The sequence below is a fragment of the Saprospiraceae bacterium genome (assembly GCA_016715965.1).
In the GTDB taxonomy this organism is placed as follows: domain Bacteria; phylum Bacteroidota; class Bacteroidia; order Chitinophagales; family Saprospiraceae; genus Vicinibacter.
In genome coordinates this window covers 2,731,935-2,757,052 of the sequence record JADJXG010000001.1, presented here as the reverse complement: position 1 = coordinate 2,757,052, position 25,118 = coordinate 2,731,935, and the positions used below count along the sequence as shown (strand labels likewise).

Below are 25,118 nucleotides of genomic sequence, written 5' to 3'. Positions count from 1 at the left end.
ATTAAATGGTATATCATTGCTGCGGAAGCTTCCGGAGATCTTCACGGCAGTCAACTTATTCGCGCGCTCAAGGATTTACATCCTGATAGTGAAACCAGAGGTTGGGGAGGAGATTTAATGCTAAAAGAAGGTCATCAGTTGGACGTACATTATCGCTCAGCGAGTTTTATGGGTTTTGTTGAAGTGCTCAAAAACTTACCCAAGATTGTTAAGCTCTTTCGGATCACCAAGAAGAACATTGATACCTATAAACCCGATGCCATCATTCTGGTGGATTATCCAGGATTTAATTTGCGCATGGCCAAATGGGCTTCTGAAAAAGGATTTAAGGTGTTTTATTACATTGCACCTCAACTATGGGCTTGGAAGGAAAAGCGGATCGAAATTATAAAAAGATATGTCAGCAAATTGTTTGTCATCCTTCCATTTGAAGAAAAATATTTTAGAGAAAGGGGTGTCAATGCAAGCTACTACGGCCATCCCTTGTCCAAAAGCATTCAAGAATTTAAGACGTCTGCAGAGTTTATACAATATAAAAAAAAGTTGAATCAACCCATCCTAGCCCTCTTACCGGGTAGCCGAATACAAGAGATTAAGACCATGCTGCCCTTTTTCCTGAATGCAGTGAAGGATTTAAAGGGTGTGCAAATCATGGTGGCGGGAATGACACAACATAAAGCGCTCTATACAAGCATACTTGTGGAGCACTCCGCGAATATAGAGCTGTATTATGATTCAACTTATCAAATACTTTCTATTGCAGATTTTGCCTTCGTTACTTCCGGTACTGCCACCTTAGAAACTGGTTTGTTTGGTGTACCCCAAATCGTGTGTTATAAAGGCAATCCTTTGTCCTATATCATTGCCAAACGCCTGATCAAAATAAAATACATTTCCTTGGTCAATTTAATCCTGGATAAGGCTGTCATCACTGAGTTAATCCAGGATCAATTGAATGCCGAAAACTTGCGATTGGAATTACAAAAACTCATGAACCCTGAGCATAAGAACAAAATATTGGAAGGATATCAATCCTTACATAAGCTTCTATACAATGAACATTCCTATCAGTCGACCGCTAAGGAGATGTTAGATTCACTGAATTTAAGAATTCCAATCAGAAGCCATCTGTAAAATGATACTACAAAAAACTGCCAATTCTGCTAACACAAATCAGTCTTCTTCAGGCAATCCCACGGTCTTATGCATCAGGAATGCTTTTAAAAACTCCTGAAGCTGTCCATTGAGGACTGCATCGGTGTTACCTGTCTGATACCCGGTGCGGTGGTCTTTTACGCGTCTGTCGTCCAGAACATAAGATCTGATTTGTGAGCCCCATTCGTTTTTCATTTTGGTGGACTCCAGTTTTTCTTTTTCTTCAAACTGTTTCTGCAGTTCTCTCTCATACAGTCTGGACTTTAGCATTTGCAATGCCTTGTCTCTGTTTTGATGCTGTGATCTCTCTTGCTGACATTCGACGACAAGTCCACTTGGCAGGTGCCGCACCCTTACGGCTGATTCTGTCTTGTTGACATGCTGTCCACCTGCTCCACTTGATCGAAAAGTATCCCATTCCAGATCAGCCGGATTGATTTCTACTTCTATCCGGTCATCCACCAGGGGATGCACAAACACAGAAGAAAACGAAGTCATCCGTTTACCCTGAGCATTGAATGGGCTGACGCGCACCAGACGGTGTACACCATTTTCACCTTTCAAAAGGCCGTAGGCATAGTCACCCTGAATCTCGAGTTCGGCGGTCTTGATACCGGCCACATCTCCTGGCTGCTCGTTCACGACAGACACTTTGAATCCCTCTTTGTCTGCCCACATCTGATACATGCGCATCAGCATAGAGGACCAGTCACAAGCTTCCGTACCACCAGCACCAGAGTTAATTTCTACCAGACAACTGAGTTCGTCCTCCGGCCGATTTAGTGTAGAATAAAATTCAATGTCATCCACCATTTCGATGCACTCCTTGTACTTGGCATCCACCTCCATCTCTGTGGCTTCTCCGGCATTCAGAAATTCCAACAGAACGTCCAGATCATCCATCGCAGACTGCACCTTCATAAAAGAAGAGATCCACCTTTTATGGGATTTAATCTCCTTCATGATTCCTTCTGCTTTATGACCGTTGGACCAAAAGTCCGGGTCCAGGGTCAACTGTTCTTTTTCTTCAAGCTCAATCAGTTTCTTATCGACGTCAAAGAAACCTCCTTAGCTCACCGAGCCGCGCTTTAAGCTCTTTCAACTGATCCAATGTCATTGAATGGTGATTTTATCCGATTAATAAAAATGGTATTAATTTACCTTGTTCACTTCAATATAAAAAACCAAATCCGCTTTTTCAGGAATCACCGGTGGGCGGCCAGCTTCCCCATAGGCCAATGCATAAGGAATAATAAAAGTGGCTTTGGAGCCTTCATTCAAAAGGGCTACTCCTTCGTCCCAACCAGGTATAACCTGGCCGCTGCCAATGACAAAACTAAAATCCTGAGGTCTGGACCAGCTGTCATCAAAATGGGTACCATCCATCAAACAACCATAATAATTCACATTCACTGATTTGCCACTTTCCGCTTTGGGCCCACTTCCTGTAGAATGCACAATGTATTTGATTCCGCTCTCAGTGCTGATTACCTGGTCTTTGTTTTTTTCTGATTTGAATTCTTCCAGTGTCGTTTTGATCAAAGATTCTATTTCCGGCAAGCGCTGTTTGTTCGCCTCAAACTTTTCATCCAGCTTTTTTTGTTCTTCTTTCATGTCTTCCTGATAGGCCGCTTCATCCTTGATGTCAATTAACCTGACATGATATGCCAGTTTTTGAGCATCAGCAATTCCAATCTGCTTTCTAACTTCTTCATCCGTTTCCAGATACACTACCGCAGAATCACCTTTGGACATAAAATAAAGCAATTCGAGCACAGGTTGAGAATTCGTTTTGTCAGCCGGCTTTTCATTTTTGGGCAATTTAAAACGGATAAAGGGAGGATTCTGAGTTACGGAATTAAAAACGACAGAATCTTTGACTTTGACTGTAAATTGAAAATATACATAGTCACCTTCTACGGCATTGGTGCCAGCAACATCTTCAATGTATTCATAGGCATGACCGGATACGGTCTGTCCTCCTTTTTTAGCGCATGCAGTTGCCAATACTGCAATCAAGCTCATCAAGAGAAAATTGTTTAATTTCATTATTATGGTTTTAATTAGTTTTCGACATCGATCGGTTTGAGATAAAACGGAAAAACTTCCTTCATTTTTGCGATCGCCTCTTCGAGGGATTTTTTCCAATACCCACCTGAAGCATTGCGGTGTCCGCCGCCGTTGAAATGTTCTTTGCAAATCTGCTGCACTGAAAAATCTCCTTTGGATCTCATGCTAATCTTTACGATATTCGGTTGATTCATAATCAGGATGCCCACCCGAACGGATTTGAGCATCATGAGGTAATTAATGATGCCCTCAGTATCCCCTCTCCTGATATCAAACAATCTGTAATCTTCTCTGGTCAGATGAATGATCCCGAGTTTCCATTCAGGTATTAATTCCATTCTGTTATACAGACAGTGTCCCAGCAATTTAAGGTATTTGTCCGGAAGACTATTGTGCACTAGCTCCTGGATCAATGTATCGTCTAATCCGTAACTTTTCATTTCTGACATCAACTGAAACAATTCAACGCTGGTAGCATGATGAAAAGAACCGGTGTCGGTCAGAATGCCTGTGTAAAGGCAATCCAGAATTGTTTTCCTTTTAACAGATTCGGAAGAAAAAGCTTTTAAAATATGGTACACTATTTCTGAGGTGGAACTCAGTTCAGTCATTGAAAACTGAATACTGGCGAAGGGTTCCGGATCCAGATGATGATCGATCATTATAATGGGCACACTCGATTCATTGAGCATTTGACCCATTTTGTCGATCCGGTCGAGAGAATTAAAATCCAAACAAAAGATTAATTCAGCTTTTGCGATCAGAATTTCACATTCCTTTGGCTGTAGATCATACACCACAACATCTTTCGCACCAGGCATCCATTCAAAAACTTCAGGATATTCACTCGGCATCAAAACATGGACGCGATGCGACAAACTCATTAAAAAGGAAGACAACGCAAGGGAAGAACCCATGGCGTCTCCATCTGGATTGCGATGCGAAAGAATCACAATATCCTTTGGAAATCCAATATGTTCAAAGAATGCGCTTAACTCGTTCTGATCCAAGATCATGCCACAAAAATGAGAATATTATCCGGAAGGAATATTGAATGGATTGTTAAACTCAGTTGGCGGACTTGAAATGAGCTTAATTTTGCGGCTTTAATGAATGAAAACAATGGCTGGAAACAGAACTTTTACCATGATAAAGCCCGATGCCGTAGAGGACGGACATATCGGATCCATTTTAAAACACATCACGGACGCAGGATTTAAGATTGTTGCGATGAAATACACCAAGCTTTCCAGGGAAAAAGCTGGAATGTTTTATGCCGTCCATTCAGAGAGAGCTTTTTACGGTGAATTGGTGGATTTTATGTCCAGAGGCCCTATTGTTGCTGCGATCCTTGAAAAAGAAAATGCAGTAGAATCCTTTAGAAATCTGATTGGAGCCACCAATCCTGCCAACGCCGCTCCGGGTACGATCAGAGCCTTGTATGCCAGAAATGTGGGTGAGAATGCAGTACATGGATCCGATTCTGATGAAAATGCAGCCATCGAAAGCGCATTTCATTTTGCAAGTGTTGAGATTTTTTAAGGGATTGTATTAAGTATTCCTTGGGTTCAAATCATAAAATCCTGAAAATACCCTTTCAGCGGGTCCTTTTAACATAACCTGTGAAGCCTTTTGTCCGCTTATGGTCATGCTCACTTTTGCCTCACCGCCTTTCGTGTGTATAATGTATTGTGGTGCCCATTGGTTGGGCTCTTTTAATGCACAATAATAGGCTGCTGCTGTCATTCCTGTGCCGCAGGACAAGGTCTCATCTTCCACTCCTCTTTCATAGGTTCTGACCTTAATGCCATCAGGTCCATTTTGAATAAAATTGACGTTGCTACCCTCTTTTGGATATGAATTTCTAATTTGTCTGCCCACCGACTGGACATCCATATTCTCCAAATCTGTGACTTCAATCACCAAATGAGGAGAGCCCGTAAAAACAAAAAATCCCAATTCTGTTTTTTCAAACTGGTCAATGTCCCTCATTTGTACAGATACTTCCTTCCCATGGTAAAAGCCTTTGTGCAAGCCGTCGGCTGCTTCAAATATCAATTCTTGTTTCTCCAATTTGCCCGCCATATAAGAAATGGCACAGCGGCTACCATTGCCGCAAAAACTGGAAGGCTGTCCGTCCGAGTTGTAATACAACATCTTAAAATCAAATTGTTGAGAGGGTGTTAAAGCGATTATTCCATCTGCACCAATACCAAATCGCCTGTCGCATAAATCCCTGCGTAAAATAACATCCTGGTAATCGATCAGGTCTTTTTCCATGCAATCAAAAATGATAAAGTCATTTCCTATGGCTTGATATTTTTCAAAAGGCAAAATTTTTTTCATGCTTGGCAATGGTTCTTTCGTGTAGAAGGGGTTCAAATTTTGGATTTTAGTTTTTCGCGGTATTTCACCAATAAATTTCTGATACTAAGATGGATCGGACTGAGGTTAAGTGCATCTTTGATGCTAAACCATCCAATCCCTTCGATGGATTCTGCCAATTGTGGAACAGGAGCGTCTACTCCAAAATAATCCATTAGATACCACTTGGTTTTTTTAATGCATCTCGTGTAGTTTTTATCACGATACAAGTGATAACTGGTTTTAAATTTTTTAATGATGTTTAATTCCATCAATCCAGTTTCCTCCTGACATTCCCTCAAGGCTGCTTGTTTGACAGTCTCCCCCAGATCGAGCTTTCCCTTGGGCAAATCCCACAATCCTCTTCGGAAAATCATCAATATTTTTCCCTCGTCATTTCGAATGATCCCTCCACCTGCAGGAAGCACAATTACCAATGAAAGCAAATCCTGGAGCAGCTGATCCAGATCGGGAGTAAACAATACAACTGCTTCGAAGCGATTGGATTTTTCCAGAATGTCCATGTATTGAAAAAGGTTCTTTTTGACCCCAAGATACGGAAGGACAAGAAAAGATCTATCTGTTTGATAATCTGACAGAAAGGATTCAGTGATCAGAATGAGCAACCTTTTATTGATATAAATTTCGTACTTTTGGTCCGCTTTAGACATGAGTCAATATGAATTTAGCTGATAATATTGCTAATAGATTACTGCAAATAAACGCAATTAAATTAAATCCAAAAGAGCCATTTATATGGGCTTCCGGATTGAGATCTCCTATCTATTGTGACAACCGGCTCATCTTGTCTTTTCCTGAAGTAAGAAAAATCGTCGTGAAAGGTCTTTGCAGAGAAGCCCACCTGTTTGAAGCTGTGAATTGCATTGCCGGTGTAGCTACGGCAGGAATTCCCTGGGGTGCAATGGTAGCAGACCATCTTGACCTCCCTTTTGTGTATGTGCGGTCGAAGCCAAAAGACCACGGCCTTAAAAATATGATTGAAGGCAGACTGCCGGAAAATCCTGTGGTATTGGTCATTGAAGATTTGGTCTCCACGGGGGGAAGTTCTATGGAAGCGGTAAATGCCATTGTTGGTGCGAAGGCTCGAATTGCCGGAGTTTTGGCACTCTTTCAATACGGCTTTCCCGAAACAAGCCACAAATTTTCCGAAAACAAAGTAAAATTTCACAGTTTAACCAACTTTGAAACACTTTTGGTACGCGCTTTGCATGGAAAGTTTGTTAGTCCCGAAGATTTCGAAAAACTTAAATCCTGGAACCTGAATCCGAAATTATGGTCTGATTCCTTCGTTCACCATAATTAATTATCCCAATTTTATGACCATCATTAACAGCAAGTCAGAAGAATTTTTATTCAAATATCTCAACAATCCATCACCCACGGGAAATGAATCCGAAGGGCAAAAAATTTGGCTTGATTACATTAAACCATATATTGATGAATGGCATTTGGACCACTATGGCACCTTGTACGGCATCATCAATCCCGGCAAGGAGTTTAAAGTAGTTATAGAAGGTCATTCCGATGAAATTTCATGGATGGTCAATTACATAACGGATGATGGTTACATCTATGTGATCCGAAACGGAGGTACAGATCAGTCTATCGCACCTTCAAAACGTGTACTGATCCATACTGCAAAGGGAGTTGTCAATGGTATATTTGGCTGGCCAGCCATTCATTTGCGAAAAGGTAACGATACAAATCTCACGGCAACCATTGAAAATATTTTTATCGATGTCGGCGCCAAAGACAAAGAAGAAGTAGAAAAAATGGGCATACATGTCGGATGCCTGATTACTTACGAAGATGGTCTTACCAAACTAAATGATACTTATTATGTCGGGAGAGCATTGGACAACCGCATGGGCGGATTTTGTATCGCCGAAGTCGCCAGATTAATTCATGAAAATAAAACCAAATTACCCTATTCACTTTACATCGTCAATTCTGTTCAAGAAGAAATTGGCCTCAGGGGAGCAGAAATGATCACCCACACCATCAAACCCAATATTGCCATTGTTACGGATGTTACGCATGATACTCATACACCGATGGTCAAAACCAAGGAGCAAGGAAGTATAAAATGCGGATCAGGTCCAGTTCTTTGTTATGCTCCAGCGGTACACAATATGTTGCAAGATTTAATCATAAAGATTGCTCAGGAAAAGGAAATTCCATTTCAAAGGGCTGCATCTTCGCGAACCACAGGAACTGATACCGATGCATTTGCATACTCAAACGGAGGAGTACCTTCTGCATTGATATCTCTGCCCCTAAAATATATGCACACAACCGTTGAGTCCGCACACAAAGAAGACATCGAAAACGTCATTCGATTGATCCACGAAGTTTTACTCCAAATTGAACCAACGATTCGTTTAAAATATTTTTAAACCAGCTGTTGCTGAAAATTCTAGTCTACTACTTTCAATCGGTTGTTCTTTAACTCGATCATTCTGATGTAGCTGTTTTCAAAATAATCAGGATTCGCGTCTTTCAGTTTCGAATCTTTGTACATGGGTTTTAATTCAAAGTCGGTTTGCAAATATTGAATTTGCAATTTGGTTTGCTGGTTTAAATGAAAATCTGGTCCAAAGGTATCCAGCGATTTAATGCAGTAACTCATCAAATCGTATCCCTCCAGCGCGTCTTGGGTTGGAAATTCTCTGTATCTGTCGAAAAATTTTCTTTTAAAATTCTTCAAGTCCTGGCTGTCTGCATCGGAAAAATTTCCAGCGCTCATTCTGACTTTCAGGGTGTGGAGCATATCGACCACGTCACTTTTCATTTCGAGCCATTTTGACATTCCATAAATCACCACATCCTTGGTCTCTTTCTCTGCTGCAGCCCTTCTCAAAAAATGGTAAACAAAATTTTCATCTCGTGAGAATCCCATGGGCAATATAAATACGTTTGTACCCGTCTCCCTGAGCATGTTTTTTATCAACAATTCATTGGAACTAACCAAGTCAGATTCTTTGAATTTCTTGATTTGGATTTTTTGTGCATACTCACTGGAGTCATTGAAATACAGTTCTTTCCCTTCATCATCATCCCTTAAGACAAGTGTGATGTTAGATGCTGCATAAGACTTTCTGGCGTGTTCATTCATAAACTTATACTGATTGGCCAGAGTCGGTTTAATCTGTATATAAAAAGGATTTTCCTCTACCAAATTGCTACCGCTTACCCACGGACTGATTAAGGTGGTTTGGTACTCCTTGGCCCAGATAGAGGCCTCTTTCAATAATTCCAATTTTTGAGGTCCAACGATCAAATGAGGAGGACTTGTGCGGAAATCATCCAATATTTTTTGCAAATCACCGGACTCTGAAACAGATTGAATTTTAAGGGTCACCGGCTTACTGAGCATACCACTGTATTCCTGTGAAGCCAACTCCATACCGGCATAGAAGTGAATGTATCTCAACAGACTTGGATTGATTCTTCCGGTATTGGTATCTGTTTCTGTCAACTTTAATGGGAGTAGAACCAAAATTTGAAACTCATCCGTTGATTTGCTTACTTTGCCGGTTTTTATTTTTTGTTTACCTGCGGTAGTTGGTTTGGAAGTGATTTTATCTTTTTCAAGAACAACAGGTGGGTCCAATTTCTTTTCCTTCCATACAACAGTGTCTACTTTTTGAGATGGGTCGGGTTTTGAGGATACATCAGTTTTCTTCTCAGGAATTGATTTAGGATTTACTGTCTTTTTTGATGTAGAACAAGACATCCAAAAAAGTCCCAATAGCAAGAAAAAGACCGATGCAAATAAGAAATTATTCCCATTCAATGGTTGCCGGAGGCTTACTGCTGATATCATAGACGACCCTGTTTATACCTTTCACTTTGTTGATTATTTCACTGGAGGTTTTAGCAAGAATTTCATGTGGAATTCTGCTCCACTCGGCAGTCATTCCATCCGATGAACTCACCGCTCTTAACGCCACCACATTTTCATAAGTCCTTTCGTCTCCCATCACGCCAACGGACTTTACCGGTAAAAGAATACATCCTGCCTGCCAAATTTCGTGGTAAAGGTGATTCTCCCTTAAAACATCGATGAAAATTTTATCTGCTTTTTGAAGCAATTCTACTTTGTCCGGTGTGATTTCACCAATGATCCTGATTCCCAAACCAGGACCCGGGAAAGGGTGACGATTGAGTATTAATGATTTAAGACCGAGCAGCTTCCCTACTTTTCGCACTTCGTCTTTGAAGAGCATGCGAAGCGGTTCAATAATTTTAAGTTTTAACTTTTCGGGTAATCCCCCAACATTGTGATGAGACTTGATCGTAACAGAAGGCCCGGTGACAGATACGGACTCAATGACATCAGGATAAATGGTACCCTGACACAACCACTTCACAGAAGGGAAAGAGGAAGCCGCTTCTTCAAATACTTCTATAAAAGTTTTCCCTATGGCCTTTCTTTTCAGTTCCGGATCTTCAAGACCTTTCAATGCGGCATAAAATCTATCCTTTGCATCGATCCCTCGAATGCTTAAGCCCATTTCTTGGTAGTTCTCGAGCACTTGTTCATATTCTCCCTGCCTGAGCAGTCCATTGTCAATAAAAAAGCAATGCAAATTTTGGCCTATCGCGCGGTGCATCAGTAAAGCAGCGACTGTTGAATCCACTCCTCCGGACAATGCCAATAGAACATGTTCTTGCTCCACCCTTGTTCTAATGTCATCAACAGTCATTTGGATAAAAGATTCCTGGGTCCAGTCCGGCTCCAATTTTGCCAGATTTTGTAAAAAATTTTTCAAAAACTGACTGCCAAATTCACTGTGCACCACTTCAGGATGAAACTGGACGAGATAGCAGGGATTTGCGCCATTTGCTTTCCTATAAGCTGCAATAGAAATGCTATCTGAAGAACCAATGAGCTCAAATTCCGGACCTATGGATTGAATGGTATCGCTGTGAGACATCCACACCTGGGAATGGTCGGGAATATCTTTCCAAATGGGGTCATCTTTGATCTGATTCAATCTTGCAAAACCGTATTCCCGGTGGCCTGAATTTTCCACAAATCCTCCTGTTAGCGAAGCTACCAATTGAGCGCCATAACAAATTCCCAATATGGGAAAAAGCTCTATGAGTCTATTGACATCCACAGCTGGATGATTTTCTGATCTGACGGAAGCAGGACTCCCGGATAAGATCACTGCAGAACAATTTTCAGGAGTCAATTCTTCCGCTTTATGAAAAGGGATCACCTCACAAAAATAATTAAGCTCTCTCACCCTTCTTGCGATGAGCTGGGTAAGCTGAGAACCAAAATCCAATATAACAATGCGTTTGAGTTCCATCTCCTGTTTGGTGGAGGGATGTGTATCTGTTATGATTCCAACAGACCTCTCCCTTCTTTTACGATCATACCTTGATCCTGCAATACCTTTAATAACTTATCGAGAACACCGTTGACAAATTCTTTGGATTTATCGGTGCTGTACATTTTTGACAACTCTACATATTCATCGATGGTCACTTTTGTTGGTATGGTCTTCAGATACTTCATTTCTACAACGCCCATCTTTATAAGGATCATGTCTATAATTGCAACCCTTTCAGAATCCCAATTCTCCAGGAGTGGTTCAATCAACTGATCCAACTCTTTGCCTTCGTCATGAATCCTTTGCAGCAAAGTAGTGCCAACTTCTTCTACTGTTTCTTCGTCAGGAAGAAATTCGGTAAAAAATTTACCTTCCACCGGTAATGCCTTGATTGTTTTCTTTACAGATCCTATGACAAGAGATTTGTCATCTGCCCAACTGGCAAATAAATCGTCCATTATTTCATTGAACAATTCATTTCTCCTGCAGGCTCTGTACAATTCTAAAAGTACTTCTACCGTGTCTTCATCGGTGGTCTCCGTATTACTGATATACTGTACATAACTGGCTTCCTTGGCAAATTCCTTGTAGATCTTTCGGAATAAATCATCATCAATTGCTTTGTCGAATCCTTCTTTTTTCAAAGCATCCTGAAATGGTTTATTGGTAGCTAGACTTTGAATTTTGGGGTTTGTATAAAGTTTATCTGTAAAAACCTTGTCTTCCTCGCTTCGAATGTGTTTTTTAGATCTGTGATTGGCGTCTTCTGAGGCAAAAGAACAAACTTTTACAAGGCTATGAAGATTGAGCATATACAATAAAAATGCGTCCTGAATGGATTTCCTGAATGCCGTCATGGCTTCAGAAAAACTAAGTTCGCGGTCTTGGGACAAACTGTACAATTGCTGCATCGCTTTGATGCGCACATTTCTTCTACTTAGCATGAACGGTCTTTACGGTAACGCCGCCCAAAGATAAAATGAATGTCTAATATATGCTTTGTTTTTTAAAAAAATAACAAATTTAATTTTCCAGCCTATCTCAAATAATCCCTTCGAACCAATGAAGCTTCTGGCAATGCGGCATAATGCCATTTGTAGATAATTTTACCATTTCTCCACAGGATCAGTCCAGGATTGGATCTCATGATCGTCTTCAAGAGGATATCATCCGCAGTATATACCGGAATAGTCAAGTTCTGACTATCAATCAAATCTTTAAGCGCCTCTTCACCTGTACCCCCGGCCACCAGGCAGGTAGCCAAACCATCGTTTTTCAACGAATCCGCTAAAGGCAAGATCTTATTTTTCAAAAGATTAAGGAATTTTTGATCCCAGGTATAGACGTTTCTTTTCTCTTCAAGCTGCTTGATTTCTTCAATGGTCCTAGTTACTTGAAACGAATCCTTTATTGATTTATCCCAAATGGTGTCATTTCGATAGACTGTATCAGATCTCATCACGGATTCAGACCTACTTGTAAAGTACATTTTTGGACAATTGATCATCAGTTGGCTTCTCTCTTCATCCAATATTTTGTAGGTAACATCATTTCCTTCAAGGTCGTATATCACAAAATCGGAAATTTTGGTGATAGGAATGCTTGGTTCACTTTTGATTTGATCCAATACTTCCCAATCCGTCTTTGGATAAGACGCAAGATTACCCATATAGTCAGCGTCACTCAGATCTTTAATTTCACCCGAATTTCTGTTTCGCAACTTCCATCCCACAATGCTGACTTTGGCCATGGCCTCCATTTCATTTTCTTTCGCTGTTCGAACATCGGTCCCGATGGCAAATGGCCTGAAATCAATCATGGGTTCCCGCCAGACAAAATTTGTCAAACAAAACAATAGGAAACCCGCTATCGAAAGCGCCATGATGACTTTTCGAATGGATGGCGAAAAGAAGGAATGCCAACTCTTATACCTGAACAAAAATAAAATCGCCGGAATCATCAGGAAAACATCTTTTAAAAAGGATGTACGGGGATCCAGCTTTAAGAAATCTCCGAAACAACCACAGTTTTGGACCCTCATGAGGGTTTTATCCCAATCTCCCCAGCTTGAAAATTCAAAGAAATTAACACCTTGAGGCACGTAACCTGTCAAAAAAGTATATCCGGTTAATTTGGTAAAGAACACCATAATCAGGAAAAATAACCATGCCGTTAACTTCTTATAAGATCCAATGATCAATGCAATGCCAACCACAATTTCCAAAACAATCATCGTTACTGAAAACCCCACTGCATATTGTAGCATAAATGGAAACAGGTCTGCCATAAAGGCAAGAAAACTTCCATTGGCCATTTGCTCAAACTCTTTGAAATACTCTTCCATTTTGTATGCCGTGCCCATAGGATCGACTGCTTTGACAAATCCGGAAAAAATAAACAAAGCACCACAGAAATTCTGTAAAAAACTGTCAAACCAACTTTGAAAAATCTCTGCCTTTTTGCTTGCGACCCAAGTCAAAACGATTGCTACGATGGCAATATAAATATTTAAGCTGATAATGGTCATACAGATGAATTTTAAAATGGAACTACAAATGTAATCCCAAAAAGTTTTGCAAAAGACAATGCAGTATCATATTCATGCCAATAAATGGTTAATGGGAGCCATTCCTTTAAAAACCTTGGTATCAGGATTTTTGGTATCAGGAGCCGATCAAACTCTTTACCTTCGTTTCATTTTGATGATTTATCTCGTTCTATGCATTGGCTGTACTTTGTGCCTTGGGCTGATTTTTAGAATCTTGCCCGCTCACTACAGAATGCCCAATATCATCGCTGTCAATTATTTAATTTGTGCCATCCTGTCATGGTTTGGACAGCCTCAGATATCCAGTCCTCATGGCCTTGGGACTTGGTTCTTTGGCATTTGGATGGGAATTCTTTTTTTTGCTGGATTTAATTTTTACTCCGCTTCTGTGAGGGAAAACGGATTGGGTGTAAGCACAGTTTTTCAAAAAATTTCAATTGTTTTAACAGTCATTGTTGCCTTGTTTGTTGGTGAAAACCCGAGCTCGTTGCAATGGCTTGGAATTATTCTATCTGTACCAGCCATCTATTGGCTTACCAGATCGGACCATAGCAAAGACAAAACAGCAGAAAATAAATCCAGCCGATTCCTTTTGTTGGCGGCGGTGTTTTTGGTTTCTTCCATGATTGAAATCAGCCTTATTCTTGCGCACCACAGCCATCTCTCTCTGACTGAAGGAAGCATGGGATTAACGAAACTAATTTTTACCGGAGCAGCTTTGGTATCTATTGTTGTATTGTTGAGAAATCAAGGATATTCCTCCATTCGTCTTACCGAAATTGGTGCCGGGATTGTGCTGGGTCTTCCTAATTTTTTCTCTATTTACTTCATCAATCTTTCCATGATGGAAGGCATGCAGGGGTCTCAGCTTTTTCCGATCTTAAATTGCGCTGTTTTAAGTTTGAGTGTCCTGATCGGATATGCTGTATTCAAAGAAAAATTGCTCAAAATCCAAATATGGGGTTTAATGGTGGCCATGGTGGCCATTCTTCTTCTAAGTATTTTCAATCCAAGCTAAAGTAAGACTAAAATTTGAGAATGAATATCGAAGCTTCTTTTTACCATAGCATTGGAGAATCCGCTGAAGGCATTTATCAGGAGAAGGGTAGCAAATTTATAGCCTATGCGATCCCCTGTTCTGATGAAAATCAACTCAAGAAATACATAGAACATTTTAGTCAACAACACCCCAAAGCCAGGCATATTTGTCACGCCTGGAAGTCAGGTCCGGATTTAAATCTCAACAGATCATCGGATGACGGAGAGCCATCTGGGAGTGCAGGCAAGCCAATGTTTCAACAAATCGAAAGCCATCAATTGATGGCTGTTGCAATTATTTGCATTCGATATTTTGGTGGTATAAAATTGGGCAGCTCTGGTCTGTCCAAGGCCTATAAAACTGCTGCGAAACTGGCATTGGATCAGGCTCAGCCAATACAAATCCATATCATGGTATGCTACCAGATTGAAAGCAATGAAGAGAATATTTCCATCTTATATGGCATCATTAAAAATCTTGGAATTCAAATGAACGAAACCGGACCCCGCTTTTTGAAAATTTGCATCCCGAAAGCAGATCATGAAAACTTGATTCAAAAAATCAAAATTCGATTTGAAAAAAATCAATACGAACCAAGCCAGGATAGATTTGTTCTCCTACATTGTAAAATCCAAAAACTGTAAAATTGCTCATTGCAGGTTTAACCGGAGGTATTGGAAGTGGAAAATCGATGGTTGCCACTGTCTTTGGCTGGCTTGGTGTACCCATTTACGATTCTGACAAAAGAGCTAAAATACTGATGTCAGAACATCCTGAATTGATACAGGAAATTAAAGATTTATTCGGCAAGAAGGCTTATACCCAAGACCAACAACTGAACCGATCATGGATTGCCGGTAAAGTATTCAACAATGAAAAACTTCTCAGCCAGCTGAATGCCATTGTTCATCCAAGGGTATTTGAAGACTTTGATCAATGGGTTTCTGTTCAACAATCCACTTATGTTATCAAAGAATCCGCCTTGCTTCATATCACTCTGGAAAAACAAGCAGTGGATAAAATAATTCTCGTGTTGGCCTCTGAAAAGCTCAGGTTGAAACGTGTAATGTCAAGAGATGGTCTTAGCTCAGATCAGGTAAAAGCCAGGATGCAACATCAAATCAAAGACCTCGAAAAAGTCCTAAAGGCAGATTATCTCATCGACAACAATGGCGAGATTCCAGTGCTGCCACAAATTTTGAACATCCATCACAAAATATGTAATTTTGCGAACCAAATAAATACATGATGTCAATGGCTGAGATTATAATTTCCTCTGCAGAAAAATTTATCGAACTTGAAGATTCTTATGGCGCACATAATTATCACCCATTGCCTGTGGTCCTGAAAAGAGGACTTGGAGCCGTAGTTTGGGATGTGGATGATAAGGAATATTTGGATTTTCTTTCAGCTTATTCTGCAGTAAACCAAGGGCACTGTCATCCGCGTTTGGTGAAAGCCATGATCCAACAAGCAGAAGTATTGACTCTCACATCCAGGGCTTTTCACAATAATTTGCTGGGTGAATATGAATTTATGATGCACAAGGTATTTGGTTATGACAAACTCTTGCCAATGAACACGGGTGCAGAAGCAGTGGAAACAGCCATAAAATTATGCCGCAAATGGGCTTACCAAATCAAAGGAATCACTGAAAATAAAGCCAACATCATCGTATTTGAAGGAAATTTTCATGGTAGAACCATGGGACCTGTATCGATGTCAACAGACCCTGAAAGTTATTCCGGATTTGGACCTTATTTACCGGGGTTTATCAAAATTCCTTTTAATGATTTGGATGCATTGGCAAAAGCGCTTGAAGAGCCCAATGTAGCGGGATTTTTATTTGAACCTATCCAGGGCGAAGCCGGAGTGAAAATGCTTGCAGAAGGATTCTTGGCCAAAGCTTTCGATTTGTGTCGCGGCAAAGGAGTTTTGTTTATTGCAGATGAAATTCAAACCGGCCTTGCCCGTACTGGCAGAATGCTGGCTTGCGATCACGAGCATATCAGACCAGATATTGTGATTTTGGGCAAGGCTCTTTCCGGAGGACTACTGCCTATATCCGCAGTCCTGGCAGATGATGAGATCATGTTGTGTATTCAACCCGGACAGCACGGTTCTACATTTGGTGGAAACCCTCTTGCTTGTGCCGTGGCCATGCAAGCCATTGGAGTCATTCTGGATGAAGACCTTGCTGGAAGAGCTGACGTTCTGGGCCTTCGCTTACGAAAGGGATTGCAAGCCATTAGCGAAAAACACAAAATAATCAAAGAAGTGAGAGGCAAGGGTTTGCTCAACGCCATTGAAATTAATCAACCTGAAGACTCAAAACTAGCATGGAATCTATGCCTCAAAATGGCTGAGCGGGGACTACTTGCCAAACCAACCCATGGAAATATTATCCGACTTGCGCCACCACTCGTTATATCGGAAGCACAAATCGACCTGGCCTTGGAAATCATTCAGTCGAGCTTGCTGGATTAAACCAATTTCCTTTTAGGCATGTTATCAGAATGAATCCCATTGTATTTATTAAAGCATTCTTGATTGGATCTTTATCCCTGATGCTTTGATCCAATAGACAAGCATGAAAATTACTTTATTTTTTGTTTAGTAATTCGTCAAAATCCGATTAAAAAAATTTAATATCTGGTATATTATAAAATTTTTACCATCTTTGTCATCTCAACAAATTAAAAATACAAGTTATATGAAAAAACACATCTCCCCCCTTGTTTTTATTTTGATCGGGTCATTTCTCCAGGCTCAGACCATTCAATTTCAATTTTGTGGAAAAACCGCCACTGTAACTCCTTCTACAGACCCAGGTGGCAACGATCAAAGAGAAAAAGCCTCTATCCATCTGGATTTTATCAAAATCGGTCAGATTGGTAATTCAAAGACGAATCCGGTTTATGTACTGGGTGAGACTGGCGTAAATTCTGTCAGTTTTGCCACAAAGGTCATAGCCGACAAATGTGAAAATAACACCAATCAAACCAATTGTTCTGGTTGCACAACCTGTACTACTGTAACTTCAAGCACAAACGGGGACCTTGGAAACATCTCTGGTAAAATACTGGGTAACGCAAAAGTTGAAACAAAAAACAACAGCTTTGTAATGATGAGCACCAATGTCAACAATCTGATTTGTTACGAAACCAATAAAATTAATATTTCAACTTTAAGTGGTAAAAAAGCAGAAATTACGGTAAAATATGAAGGCAGAAGTCAGGGATTTGCAGTCCACAACATCAGCTTAAACTACCGTTACAACAACGATAATTATTTCGTAACTCCATTTTTCTTCAACAAAAACAGCAACAATGTTGGTGTATTTGAAGAAACTTATGTCATCATCGCCAATGTGCCGGTAGGAGTTGAAGACCTGAGTAAAAAATTGAGCTTTGAATTAACGCCCAATCCAGTGAGAGAAGAACTTTTGGTGAGTTTGGAAACCTATGAAAAATTTGATGCCACCATCAGTATTTTGGATGAAAATGGCAGGGAACACAAAGCCGTCCAAAAGAATCTGGAACCAGGTGCATCCAATTTGTCCATTGGTGTAGCGGATCTTCCTGCCGGATGGTATCTGCTTAAAATAGCAGATCAGGATGGCAGAATCAGTACTAAAAAATTTACGAGGATTTAAAACAACTTATTAAAATATTTTAGAAGGCCGGAAAGAAGCAATTTTTTTTCGGCTTTTTATTTTTTGGAAACAAATAAGTGTATCCACAAGGATCTTGAAAATTTGTAAATGAAAGCATACAGCCCTATGAGAATAATAGCCAAAACAAACATGGCCCATCTCCAATCCAGTCCAAATCCCAGGATTAAACTTCCTACAACTGCCAGAGAAAAAAATCCAGTCATAATATAGGATAGAAACATTGATCCAAAATAAAATCCTGGCTCCCTCATCAAATTCTCACCGCAATGAGGACATTTTTGATGCATTTCAAAGAAAAATGAGAAAGGATTAGAGCCCCTGACAAATAAATTTCCCTTCCAACAGGCGGGACATTTCAACCAAAAGATAGCAGTTAATTTAGTCATGTTTAAACCTTTGGAGGAACTTTTGACTGACGACCAATTCTTTACCTCCCTTTGAATAATCGTAGAATCCCTCTCCGGATTTAATGCCTAGCTGGCCGGCGTTGACCATGTTGATAAGCAATGGACAAGGAGCGTATTTCTGATTTCCAAATCCGTCGTACAAAACCCTTAGAATGGAAAGACAAACATCTAAACCTATGAAGTCAGCCAATTGCAGTGGGCCCATAGGATGCGCCATTCCCAGCCTCATAATGCTGTCAATTTCATCCACGTTGCCGACCCCTTCAAAAAGCGTATAGATTGCTTCATTGATCATGGTCATTAGGATTCTGTTGGTGACAAATCCCGGATAATCATAGACTTCGACCGGAATTTTATCAATGGCTTTGGTCATTTTGACAATCGTGGCACAGACCTCTGCCCTGGTAGAATATCCCCGGATGATTTCTACCAGTCGCATGACCGGCACCGGGTTCATAAAATGCATACCGATCACTGAAGAAGGTCTGCTGGTTACACCTGCGATCTTCGTTATAGAAATGGAGGAAGTGTTGGTTGCCAAAATGCAATCCGGAGGCGCGCATGCGTCCAGTTCTTTAAATATCTTGAGTTTAAGATCGATGTTTTCTGTTGCAGCTTCAACGACCAGTTCTGCCTCTTTGACGGCTTCCTGCATCGATGTTTGGGTTCGGATATTTTCAATGGCCTTCCGATGAATGTCAGGGGTGATTTTCCCTTTTTCGACCATTCTGCCAAGGTTTTTATCAATGGTGGCCAATGCCTTCTCAAGGGCTTTCTCTGAAATATCGCACAAGGTGACCTGGTATCCATATTGAGCAAATACATGGGCAATCCCATTCCCCATGGTTCCTGCTCCAATAACTGTTATTTTATTCATTTCAAAATTTGCGCGCAAAAATAGGACAATAGCACACATTTCCCAGCTAAAATGAGGACAGAGATCAAAATACTCCATTTCGCAACAGAAAGACCAAGTCCACAATATTCATTTTCTTTGCATCAATGATCCAACTGATCGCAGATGCAGGTTCTACCAAAACCCATTGGGCATTGTCTCAAAATGGTCAAATTCTGCAGGAATGGACTACGGCCGGCTTGAATCCAATGACTCAGAGCAAGCATTCCATTCTTTCCGGTCTTCAATCGGCCTTTTCACAAATCAACCGCGCCTCTCCAGATCAAATCTGGTACTATGGGGCTGGCTGCATTGGGCAAGGAGCCTATCAAATGACTACTTTTTTGAGGGATCAATGGCCGGAATGTAGTCATCTCAATGTTCATTCTGATCTTCTCGGTGCTGCAAGGGCAGTATGCAACAAAAAACCGGGTGTGGTGGCCATTTTGGGCACCGGAAGCAATAGCGCATTGAGTGACGGGAGGGTTTTGATCCATCAATTGCCTGCCCTCGGTTATCTGCTTGGGGACGAAGGCAGCGCCTCTCACATCTGCAAACAACTGCTGGTCAGCCACTATTACCAAACACTTGATCCTGAATTGAGCCAACAATTGACTGAGAGAATGCCGGTGCCTTCCGGAGATTATCTGGCGTATCTATATTCCTCTCCAAGAATTGCTTATGAATTGGCCAGTTTATTTCCCTTTGTTCTGGAAAAGATGCAGCATCCTGACATATCGCGGATGGTAGATTTCAGTCTGGATCTGTTTTTCAAAAACAGGATAGCCCCCTATTCAAAGCATCGGAAGCTGCCCTTGCATTTTGCAGGATCCGTGTCGATAGAACTTAAAGAGAACATTTTGAAAATAGCAGAAACCTATGAATTTCAAGAGCTGAGCTTCAGTCAACAAATATTGCACAAACTTTGTCATTACCACCATGAGACAGATTAACAGGATTGGTGTTTTTACGTCCGGAGGCGATGCACCGGGAATGAACGCAGCAATCAGGGCTATTTACAGAAGGGCAAATCATTACGACCTGCATATTTATGCCATACTGCGAGGCTTTGAAGGCATGATCGATGGCGATATTCGGAGGTTGGAAGACGATGATGTGCGCAACATTATTCACCACGGCGGCACTTTTATCAGAACTGCCAGAAGTAAGAGGTTTTTGGAGAGTGAGGGGCGCAAAACAGCCTATGAAAACCTAAAGGCCTTTGACATTGATGCTCTGGTGGCAATTGGAGGAAATGGCACTTTTACAGGGTGCCAGATATTCTCAGAAGAATACGAGATACCTGCCATTGGAATTCCGGGTACCATTGACAATGATTTGTATGGCTCAGATTTTACCCTGGGATTTGACACAGCTGTTAATACCGCCGTGCAGGCCGTGGATAAAATCCGGGATACTGCAGATTCCCACAACCGACTTTTTATCATCGAAGTGATGGGCAGACATTCTGGTTATATCGCTTTGTATACTGCTTTGGCATCCGGGGCCAGCGCATTTATCATTCCCGAAGATGCGACAGACTTAGAAACACTGGTTCGGCAACTACAACAAGCTCAGAGAAGAAAAAAATTGTTTAGTTTGGTCATCTCTGCAGAAGGAAATAAACTCGGAAATGCTTACAACCTGAGTCAGCAGATTAAAAACCTCATGCCTGAACAAGATATCAGGGTAACGGTCATTGGTCATTTACAGCGAGGAGGTGCGCCAACTGCAGCTGACCGAATACTCGCCGCAAGATTGGGACATGCTTCTGTGGATGCGCTCATGCAAGGTCAGCGAAATGTAATGGCAGGAATTATAAATGATCATATTTGTTTTACTCCTTTTAAAGAAAGTGTGACTTTATCCAAGCAACCATCCGGGGAAATGATTGATCTTACAAGGATGCTGGGAATATAGAATTGCCCCATGTGGTCGATTTCCAAGATTTCCGGAAATCAAATTCAATCTTTGTTGTAAATCGCATTGAAAGATCAGAAAACTGATCCATTGTCTTAATACTCATACATTAAGTTGCATCCTCTGATGCTCGCATTCTGAATTCTACCCATTATTTTAAACTGTTGATTGGCATTGGATATACCCAGGTCTGCGGTTTCCAGAAAACAACAACTGTGCAAATTGCCCAAATCGATGACATTGACCCTACCCTGCCGGTTGATGATAAATTCTCCAAAAGGGTCTTCTGAATTTCTGATGAATACCCTTGCATGGGATGGGAGTGAATACCACATTCCATCGGTGGCATAAGCCTGCGACATCATCTCTGTCATGCCATACTCTGAATAGATCATACTTTTTGGAAAATTGAGTTGCATTTTTTTTAGAATATATTCCTTGGAAAAATCACGTCTGTGGGTTTTCATTCCACCTGTTTCGATGATGGTCAATGGTTCATAACTAAGTGGATGCGCTTCCCCAAAATCCAATAATGCAAAACTCACTCCAAACAATAAAATTTTTGATCCATTTGATTTTTCCTTTTTCAAAGCCTGGCTCAACAAACTAAAATCTGCGAATATTCTTTCTCTATAATCAGCTTTACCTGATTTTTCTATAAAATGCCGAACCATTTCTATCAGGGACGAATGTTGATTTTGAATGTATCCAGGTAACAATCCGTAAATACTGTATTCTCGAATATCTGAAATAAACATTTCCAAACAAATCTCTGTCATTCGATGATAGTCTTGTAGATTTTTTATACAATGTTTCGAACGTTGGGCATCGGTAGTGCCAGAGGACAGAAAATATTTTTCCTCTTTCCAATTTCCCGTTTTAATGTCGTGGTATTTAAAAAAATCCACCGGCAAAAAAGGTATTTTGTTTAAATATTTTACATTTTCCGGTTCTATTCTTAGTTGGTGGAGATAATTTTTATAAACTTCGTTTTTAATGGACTGGATTTTAAAAATTTCCATCGCCAATTCTTCAAAGTCAAAGTCTGCTTTACCAAAAATCCGCGCTATTATTTCTTCGCCAACCATCGGGCTCAAGCTTTGAATATTTTCCAACAGACGATTGCAATGAATACTATTGCAACCAGGATATACCAAAGCCAATACATACTTCGAGTGGAGGGTGAAACAAATTCGGAAGTCGATTTTTTATTTTCCGGTTTATCCTCTTGAATATGATTGAGCATACTGCGGATCATCTCCAACTGATCTTTGACCTTGGGATCTGAGGCAAGCCAAAGCTCTACAAAAACTTGCTCTTCATCCGTGCATTGTTGCAGTGCATATCTATACAAAAGAGATTTGGTGGGACCTGAAGACATGGCGGATCAATATTGAAAAATTCCCTGAGCCGTGTGCAATTCAACCGTGGTATCTTTACTTGATTCAACTCTGCCAATGACAGATGCTTCAATGCCAAAATCTTTTGCAGTTTTCAAAATTTGATTGGCATCCTCCGGAATACAATAGATTTCCAGCCGTTGCCCCATGTTGTACACCTCATACAATTCGTCCGGTGAACATAAAGAATGTCGTGCAATCAGCGAAAAAACCGGAGGTGCCGGGATTAATTGGTCTTTGATAATTTTTAAATTTCTGATAAACTTTTTGACTTTTGTATGGGCCCCACCAGTGAGATGAATAATGCCGTGGGGTCGGATCTGTCTGTGATGAATCAATTCGTGTAAAAAAGGAACATAAGTCCGTGTCGGAGAACAAAGCAAACGACCTATTATGTGTCCGGAATCCGATTGATCTGTTATCCTAAAAGGTCCTGTATAGGCGTGTGCCGGATTGGTTTGTGGCGCTACCGTCTCCGGGAAATGCTCCAAATAGTATTTTGATAGCAAATCGTGTCTTGCGGCTGTCAACCCGTTGGATCCAATCCCACTGTTGTACTCCTTTTCATAGACAGCCTGACCATAAGAAGCCAATCCGATGACCAGATCTCCAGGTTTTATATCGATGGGTAAAATATCCTTGAGCGGAAGGCGGCAAAAAGCGGTTATACCAACATCAATGGTCCGGACGATGTCACCCACATCTGCTGTTTCTCCGCCACCGGACAAAATTTCAATCCCAAAGTCTCGGTACATACGGAGGAGTTCTTCCGTGCCTTGAATGATGGCTTCAATGATTTCCCCGGGAATCAGGTGCTTGTTGCGACCAATGGTCGAGGACACTGTTACGGGAGAACTGGCCCCTGTACAGGCAAGATCGTCTAAATTCATGACAAGGGCATCCTGAGCAATGTTTTTCCAAACCGAGAGGTCAGCGGTTTCCTTCCACCAAAGATAAGCCAGATTGGTTTTTGTACCAGCGGTATCAGCGTGCATCAGATTACAGTATAGAGGATCTCCACCCATGGTATCCGGGAGGACCTTGCAAAAAGCATTTTCGACCAAACCCTTGTCCAGAGACCTGATGGCCTTTTCCACTTCAGACTTGGAGGCTGAAACTCCCAGCGATTCATATCTTTTTGCCATGTTCCTGGTATTCGGTTGGACACAAAGGTAAATGATTCGCGACAGAGAAAAATACTGATTGTCATTTTGGGCATTCTATCCCCAAACAGCTTGTTAGATTTAACAAATTATTTATTACCCATCAAGAAATACCTTCGCTAATTTTGCAAGGTAGAACCCAAAAAAATAAATGATGATACTCAAGGCTATCGAAAAACGAAGCAATGTTTCTAAAAAAGAATTTGAAAATCAATATTTAAAGGCGAACAAACCGGTGGTTTTTAAGGATCTGATCCAGGATTGGCCAGCTTATTCGAAATGGGACTTTGAATATTTCATTCAAAAGTATGGAGAGGTAGAAATTCCAATTTATGACCAAAGTTTCTCAAAAGCCGGTAAGAGCTATATGTCGCCGACAGGCCGAATGTTATTGGGTGATTATCTCAGATTGATCCAAAATGGCTCTTCCAATATTCGGATCTTTCTTCTCAATATTCTAGCCCTGATTCCAGAACTAAAAAATGATTTGGGTAAGCTCAGCATCATGGATGGGTTCATTGATTCACTGCCTTTTATGTTTTTTGGCGGTAAAGGGGCCTATACCAAAATCCATTATGATCTCGACTGCTCCCATGTTTTTTTGACCCATTTCCAGACGAAAAAAAGGGTTTTGTTGTTTGCTCCTGATCAATCGGACCTTCTGGGACCAGTTCCCTTTACCGTAGGTTGTTTGATAAATCCGATCGATCCTGATGAAGGAAAATATCCAGGCCTAAAATACCTCAGGGGTTATGAAACCACCCTGGAGCATGGAGAAACTTTGTTTATGCCTTCGAAGTTTTGGCATCATATCGAATATACCGAATCCGGATTTTCAATTGCTTATAGGGCTTTTGACTCGGTGGCGCAAAGATTAAATGGTATCTTTCACATCACTCAGCACATGATGGTGGACCGGAGCATGAATTTTTTACTGGGCGATAAATGGGCTCAGTGGAAAGTCGATCAGGCCAAAAGCAAACAGCGACTTCCCACCATGGCATGATGTTTGAGATAAAAATTCTGGAAAACTGAACCAATTGCTGTATTTGTTAAAACCAACCGAGGTCCTGCCTTGCCCAAGGCAGGATTTCTTATTTGGGTACTTTTGGAAT

General features: G+C 40.9%; 26 protein-coding genes. 12 read left to right on the top strand and 14 right to left on the bottom strand.

What is annotated here, in order from left to right; translation table 11 throughout:
- Complete coding sequence (lpxB, locus tag IPM48_10495) at positions 1–1,134, top strand: lipid-A-disaccharide synthase (protein MBK9272016.1); 1,134 nt, start codon at positions 1–3, stop codon at positions 1,132–1,134.
- Positions 1,135–1,173: 39 nt separating this feature from the next.
- Here lpxB and prfB read toward each other — a convergent pair.
- The 3 genes from prfB to IPM48_10480 all read right to left on the bottom strand — a co-directional run bounded on the left by prfB (position 1,174) and on the right by IPM48_10480 (position 4,241).
- Positions 1,174–2,272, bottom strand: a protein-coding gene (gene prfB, locus IPM48_10490; protein MBK9272015.1) for a peptide chain release factor 2 whose coding sequence is annotated in 2 segments (ribosomal slippage) — positions 1,174–2,211 and positions 2,213–2,272 — 1,098 coding nt in all. Because the reading frame shifts where the segments join, the coding sequence is not laid out codon by codon here.
- Positions 2,273–2,307: 35 nt separating this feature from the next.
- A complete protein-coding gene (locus IPM48_10485) occupies positions 2,308–3,204 on the bottom strand; it encodes an FKBP-type peptidyl-prolyl cis-trans isomerase (protein ID MBK9272014.1) in 897 nt (298 codons plus the stop codon).
- Positions 3,205–3,218: 14 nt separating this feature from the next.
- Entirely contained in the window at positions 3,219–4,241 is a 1,023-nt protein-coding gene (locus IPM48_10480; protein ID MBK9272013.1) for a DHH family phosphoesterase, read from the bottom strand.
- 106 nt (positions 4,242–4,347) lie between these two features.
- Between IPM48_10480 and IPM48_10475 the strand changes: the two genes are divergently transcribed.
- Complete coding sequence (locus tag IPM48_10475) at positions 4,348–4,767, top strand: nucleoside-diphosphate kinase (GenBank protein MBK9272012.1); 420 nt, start codon at positions 4,348–4,350, stop codon at positions 4,765–4,767.
- Between the two features lie 9 nt (positions 4,768–4,776).
- Here the strand turns inward: IPM48_10475 and IPM48_10470 are convergent, their stop codons facing one another.
- Positions 4,777–5,571, bottom strand: coding sequence for a diaminopimelate epimerase (locus IPM48_10470; protein MBK9272011.1), 795 nt, complete (start codon positions 5,569–5,571; stop codon positions 4,777–4,779).
- Positions 5,572–5,603: 32 nt separating this feature from the next.
- Complete coding sequence (locus IPM48_10465) at positions 5,604–6,260, bottom strand: NUDIX domain-containing protein (GenBank protein ID MBK9272010.1); 657 nt, start codon at positions 6,258–6,260, stop codon at positions 5,604–5,606.
- Between the two features lie 8 nt (positions 6,261–6,268).
- Here IPM48_10465 and IPM48_10460 point away from each other — a divergent pair, with 8 nt between their 5' ends.
- Positions 6,269–6,913, top strand: coding sequence for an orotate phosphoribosyltransferase (locus IPM48_10460; GenBank protein MBK9272009.1), 645 nt, complete (start codon positions 6,269–6,271; stop codon positions 6,911–6,913).
- A gap of 13 nt (positions 6,914–6,926) precedes the next feature.
- Positions 6,927–8,006, top strand: coding sequence for a M42 family metallopeptidase (locus tag IPM48_10455; protein MBK9272008.1), 1,080 nt, complete (start codon positions 6,927–6,929; stop codon positions 8,004–8,006).
- Positions 8,007–8,026: 20 nt separating this feature from the next.
- On the opposite strand, the gene IPM48_10450 is transcribed toward IPM48_10455, so the two are convergent.
- From IPM48_10450 to IPM48_10435, 4 genes are all read right to left on the bottom strand, one after another.
- Positions 8,027–9,436, bottom strand: a complete 1,410-nt coding sequence (locus tag IPM48_10450; GenBank protein ID MBK9272007.1) for a hypothetical protein — start codon at positions 9,434–9,436, stop codon at positions 8,027–8,029.
- The gene (gene guaA / locus IPM48_10445; protein ID MBK9272006.1) at positions 9,393–10,931 is read right to left on the bottom strand and encodes a glutamine-hydrolyzing GMP synthase; all 1,539 of its coding nucleotides are present in this window, start codon (positions 10,929–10,931) and stop codon (positions 9,393–9,395) included. Before guaA ends, IPM48_10450 begins: the two co-directional genes overlap by 44 nt.
- A gap of 29 nt (positions 10,932–10,960) precedes the next feature.
- Positions 10,961–11,899: a transcription antitermination factor NusB gene (gene nusB, locus IPM48_10440; protein MBK9272005.1), complete on the bottom strand. Its 939-nt coding sequence runs from the start codon at positions 11,897–11,899 to the stop codon at positions 10,961–10,963.
- Between the two features lie 92 nt (positions 11,900–11,991).
- Complete coding sequence (locus IPM48_10435; GenBank protein ID MBK9272004.1) at positions 11,992–13,482, bottom strand: DoxX family protein; 1,491 nt, start codon at positions 13,480–13,482, stop codon at positions 11,992–11,994.
- A gap of 58 nt (positions 13,483–13,540) precedes the next feature.
- Here IPM48_10435 and IPM48_10430 point away from each other — a divergent pair, with 58 nt between their 5' ends.
- The 5 genes from IPM48_10430 to IPM48_10410 all read left to right on the top strand — a co-directional run bounded on the left by IPM48_10430 (position 13,541) and on the right by IPM48_10410 (position 18,197).
- Entirely contained in the window at positions 13,541–14,521 is a 981-nt protein-coding gene (locus tag IPM48_10430) for a hypothetical protein (protein ID MBK9272003.1), read from the top strand.
- A 20-nt stretch (positions 14,522–14,541) separates the two neighbouring features.
- Entirely contained in the window at positions 14,542–15,186 is a 645-nt protein-coding gene (locus IPM48_10425) for a YigZ family protein (GenBank protein MBK9272002.1), read from the top strand.
- Between the two features lie 2 nt (positions 15,187–15,188).
- Positions 15,189–15,791, top strand: coding sequence for a dephospho-CoA kinase (locus tag IPM48_10420; protein MBK9272001.1), 603 nt, complete (start codon positions 15,189–15,191; stop codon positions 15,789–15,791).
- Positions 15,788–17,029 (top strand): ornithine--oxo-acid transaminase, encoded by a 1,242-nt coding sequence (rocD, locus tag IPM48_10415; GenBank protein ID MBK9272000.1) that lies wholly within the window; start codon positions 15,788–15,790, stop codon positions 17,027–17,029. The genes IPM48_10420 and rocD overlap by 4 nt, the downstream gene beginning before the upstream one ends.
- Before the next feature lie 226 nt (positions 17,030–17,255).
- Positions 17,256–18,197, top strand: coding sequence for a T9SS type A sorting domain-containing protein (locus tag IPM48_10410; protein MBK9271999.1), 942 nt, complete (start codon positions 17,256–17,258; stop codon positions 18,195–18,197).
- Positions 18,198–18,253: 56 nt separating this feature from the next.
- On the opposite strand, the gene IPM48_10405 is transcribed toward IPM48_10410, so the two are convergent.
- Entirely contained in the window at positions 18,254–18,604 is a 351-nt protein-coding gene (locus IPM48_10405) for a DUF983 domain-containing protein (protein ID MBK9271998.1), read from the bottom strand.
- Positions 18,597–19,502: an NAD-binding protein gene (locus tag IPM48_10400; protein ID MBK9271997.1), complete on the bottom strand. Its 906-nt coding sequence runs from the start codon at positions 19,500–19,502 to the stop codon at positions 18,597–18,599. The genes IPM48_10405 and IPM48_10400 overlap by 8 nt, the downstream gene beginning before the upstream one ends.
- 125 nt (positions 19,503–19,627) lie before the next feature.
- Here IPM48_10400 and IPM48_10395 point away from each other — a divergent pair, with 125 nt between their 5' ends.
- Positions 19,628–20,473, top strand: a complete 846-nt coding sequence (locus IPM48_10395) for a hypothetical protein (GenBank protein MBK9271996.1) — start codon at positions 19,628–19,630, stop codon at positions 20,471–20,473.
- On the top strand, positions 20,469–21,440 hold the full coding sequence (gene pfkA / locus IPM48_10390; protein ID MBK9271995.1) for a 6-phosphofructokinase: 972 nt from the start codon (positions 20,469–20,471) through the stop codon (positions 21,438–21,440). The genes IPM48_10395 and pfkA overlap by 5 nt, the downstream gene beginning before the upstream one ends.
- 95 nt (positions 21,441–21,535) lie before the next feature.
- Here pfkA and IPM48_10385 read toward each other — a convergent pair whose 3' ends face one another.
- The 3 genes from IPM48_10385 to IPM48_10375 are packed head-to-tail and all read right to left on the bottom strand — an operon-like array spanning position 21,536 to position 23,985.
- Positions 21,536–22,528, bottom strand: coding sequence for an acyl transferase (locus tag IPM48_10385; protein ID MBK9271994.1), 993 nt, complete (start codon positions 22,526–22,528; stop codon positions 21,536–21,538).
- Positions 22,529–22,533: 5 nt separating this feature from the next.
- The gene (locus IPM48_10380) at positions 22,534–22,821 is read right to left on the bottom strand and encodes a hypothetical protein (GenBank protein MBK9271993.1); all 288 of its coding nucleotides are present in this window, start codon (positions 22,819–22,821) and stop codon (positions 22,534–22,536) included.
- A gap of 6 nt (positions 22,822–22,827) precedes the next feature.
- Positions 22,828–23,985, bottom strand: coding sequence for a phosphoribosylformylglycinamidine cyclo-ligase (locus tag IPM48_10375; GenBank protein MBK9271992.1), 1,158 nt, complete (start codon positions 23,983–23,985; stop codon positions 22,828–22,830).
- A gap of 172 nt (positions 23,986–24,157) precedes the next feature.
- Here IPM48_10375 and IPM48_10370 point away from each other — a divergent pair, with 172 nt between their 5' ends.
- The gene (locus IPM48_10370) at positions 24,158–25,009 is read left to right on the top strand and encodes a cupin-like domain-containing protein (GenBank protein ID MBK9271991.1); all 852 of its coding nucleotides are present in this window, start codon (positions 24,158–24,160) and stop codon (positions 25,007–25,009) included.
- The last annotated feature ends 109 nt before the right edge of the window (positions 25,010–25,118 follow it).

What these genes read in the sequence shown, in the direction of transcription:
- IPM48_10485 (MBK9272014.1), bottom strand. Translation starts at nt 3,204, where the DNA reads ATGAAATTAAACAATTTTCTCTTGATGAGCTTGATTGCAGTATTGGCA.
- IPM48_10480 (MBK9272013.1), bottom strand. Translation starts at nt 4,241, where the DNA reads ATGATCTTGGATCAGAACGAGTTAAGCGCATTCTTTGAACATATTGGA.
- IPM48_10475 (MBK9272012.1), top strand. Translation starts at nt 4,348, where the DNA reads ATGGCTGGAAACAGAACTTTTACCATGATAAAGCCCGATGCCGTAGAG.
- IPM48_10470 (MBK9272011.1), bottom strand. Translation starts at nt 5,571, where the DNA reads ATGAAAAAAATTTTGCCTTTTGAAAAATATCAAGCCATAGGAAATGAC.
- IPM48_10465 (MBK9272010.1), bottom strand. Translation starts at nt 6,260, where the DNA reads ATGTCTAAAGCGGACCAAAAGTACGAAATTTATATCAATAAAAGGTTG.
- IPM48_10460 (MBK9272009.1), top strand. Translation starts at nt 6,269, where the DNA reads ATGAATTTAGCTGATAATATTGCTAATAGATTACTGCAAATAAACGCA.
- IPM48_10455 (MBK9272008.1), top strand. Translation starts at nt 6,927, where the DNA reads ATGACCATCATTAACAGCAAGTCAGAAGAATTTTTATTCAAATATCTC.
- IPM48_10450 (MBK9272007.1), bottom strand. Translation starts at nt 9,436, where the DNA reads ATGATATCAGCAGTAAGCCTCCGGCAACCATTGAATGGGAATAATTTC.
- guaA (MBK9272006.1), bottom strand. Translation starts at nt 10,931, where the DNA reads ATGGAACTCAAACGCATTGTTATATTGGATTTTGGTTCTCAGCTTACC.
- nusB (MBK9272005.1), bottom strand. Translation starts at nt 11,899, where the DNA reads ATGCTAAGTAGAAGAAATGTGCGCATCAAAGCGATGCAGCAATTGTAC.
- IPM48_10435 (MBK9272004.1), bottom strand. Translation starts at nt 13,482, where the DNA reads ATGACCATTATCAGCTTAAATATTTATATTGCCATCGTAGCAATCGTT.
- IPM48_10430 (MBK9272003.1), top strand. Translation starts at nt 13,541, where the DNA reads ATGCAGTATCATATTCATGCCAATAAATGGTTAATGGGAGCCATTCCT.
- IPM48_10425 (MBK9272002.1), top strand. Translation starts at nt 14,542, where the DNA reads ATGAATATCGAAGCTTCTTTTTACCATAGCATTGGAGAATCCGCTGAA.
- rocD (MBK9272000.1), top strand. Translation starts at nt 15,788, where the DNA reads ATGATGTCAATGGCTGAGATTATAATTTCCTCTGCAGAAAAATTTATC.
- IPM48_10410 (MBK9271999.1), top strand. Translation starts at nt 17,256, where the DNA reads ATGAAAAAACACATCTCCCCCCTTGTTTTTATTTTGATCGGGTCATTT.
- IPM48_10405 (MBK9271998.1), bottom strand. Translation starts at nt 18,604, where the DNA reads ATGACTAAATTAACTGCTATCTTTTGGTTGAAATGTCCCGCCTGTTGG.
- IPM48_10400 (MBK9271997.1), bottom strand. Translation starts at nt 19,502, where the DNA reads ATGAATAAAATAACAGTTATTGGAGCAGGAACCATGGGGAATGGGATT.
- IPM48_10395 (MBK9271996.1), top strand. Translation starts at nt 19,628, where the DNA reads ATGATCCAACTGATCGCAGATGCAGGTTCTACCAAAACCCATTGGGCA.
- IPM48_10385 (MBK9271994.1), bottom strand. Translation starts at nt 22,528, where the DNA reads ATGGTTGGCGAAGAAATAATAGCGCGGATTTTTGGTAAAGCAGACTTT.
- IPM48_10380 (MBK9271993.1), bottom strand. Translation starts at nt 22,821, where the DNA reads ATGTCTTCAGGTCCCACCAAATCTCTTTTGTATAGATATGCACTGCAA.
- IPM48_10375 (MBK9271992.1), bottom strand. Translation starts at nt 23,985, where the DNA reads ATGGCAAAAAGATATGAATCGCTGGGAGTTTCAGCCTCCAAGTCTGAA.
- IPM48_10370 (MBK9271991.1), top strand. Translation starts at nt 24,158, where the DNA reads ATGATACTCAAGGCTATCGAAAAACGAAGCAATGTTTCTAAAAAAGAA.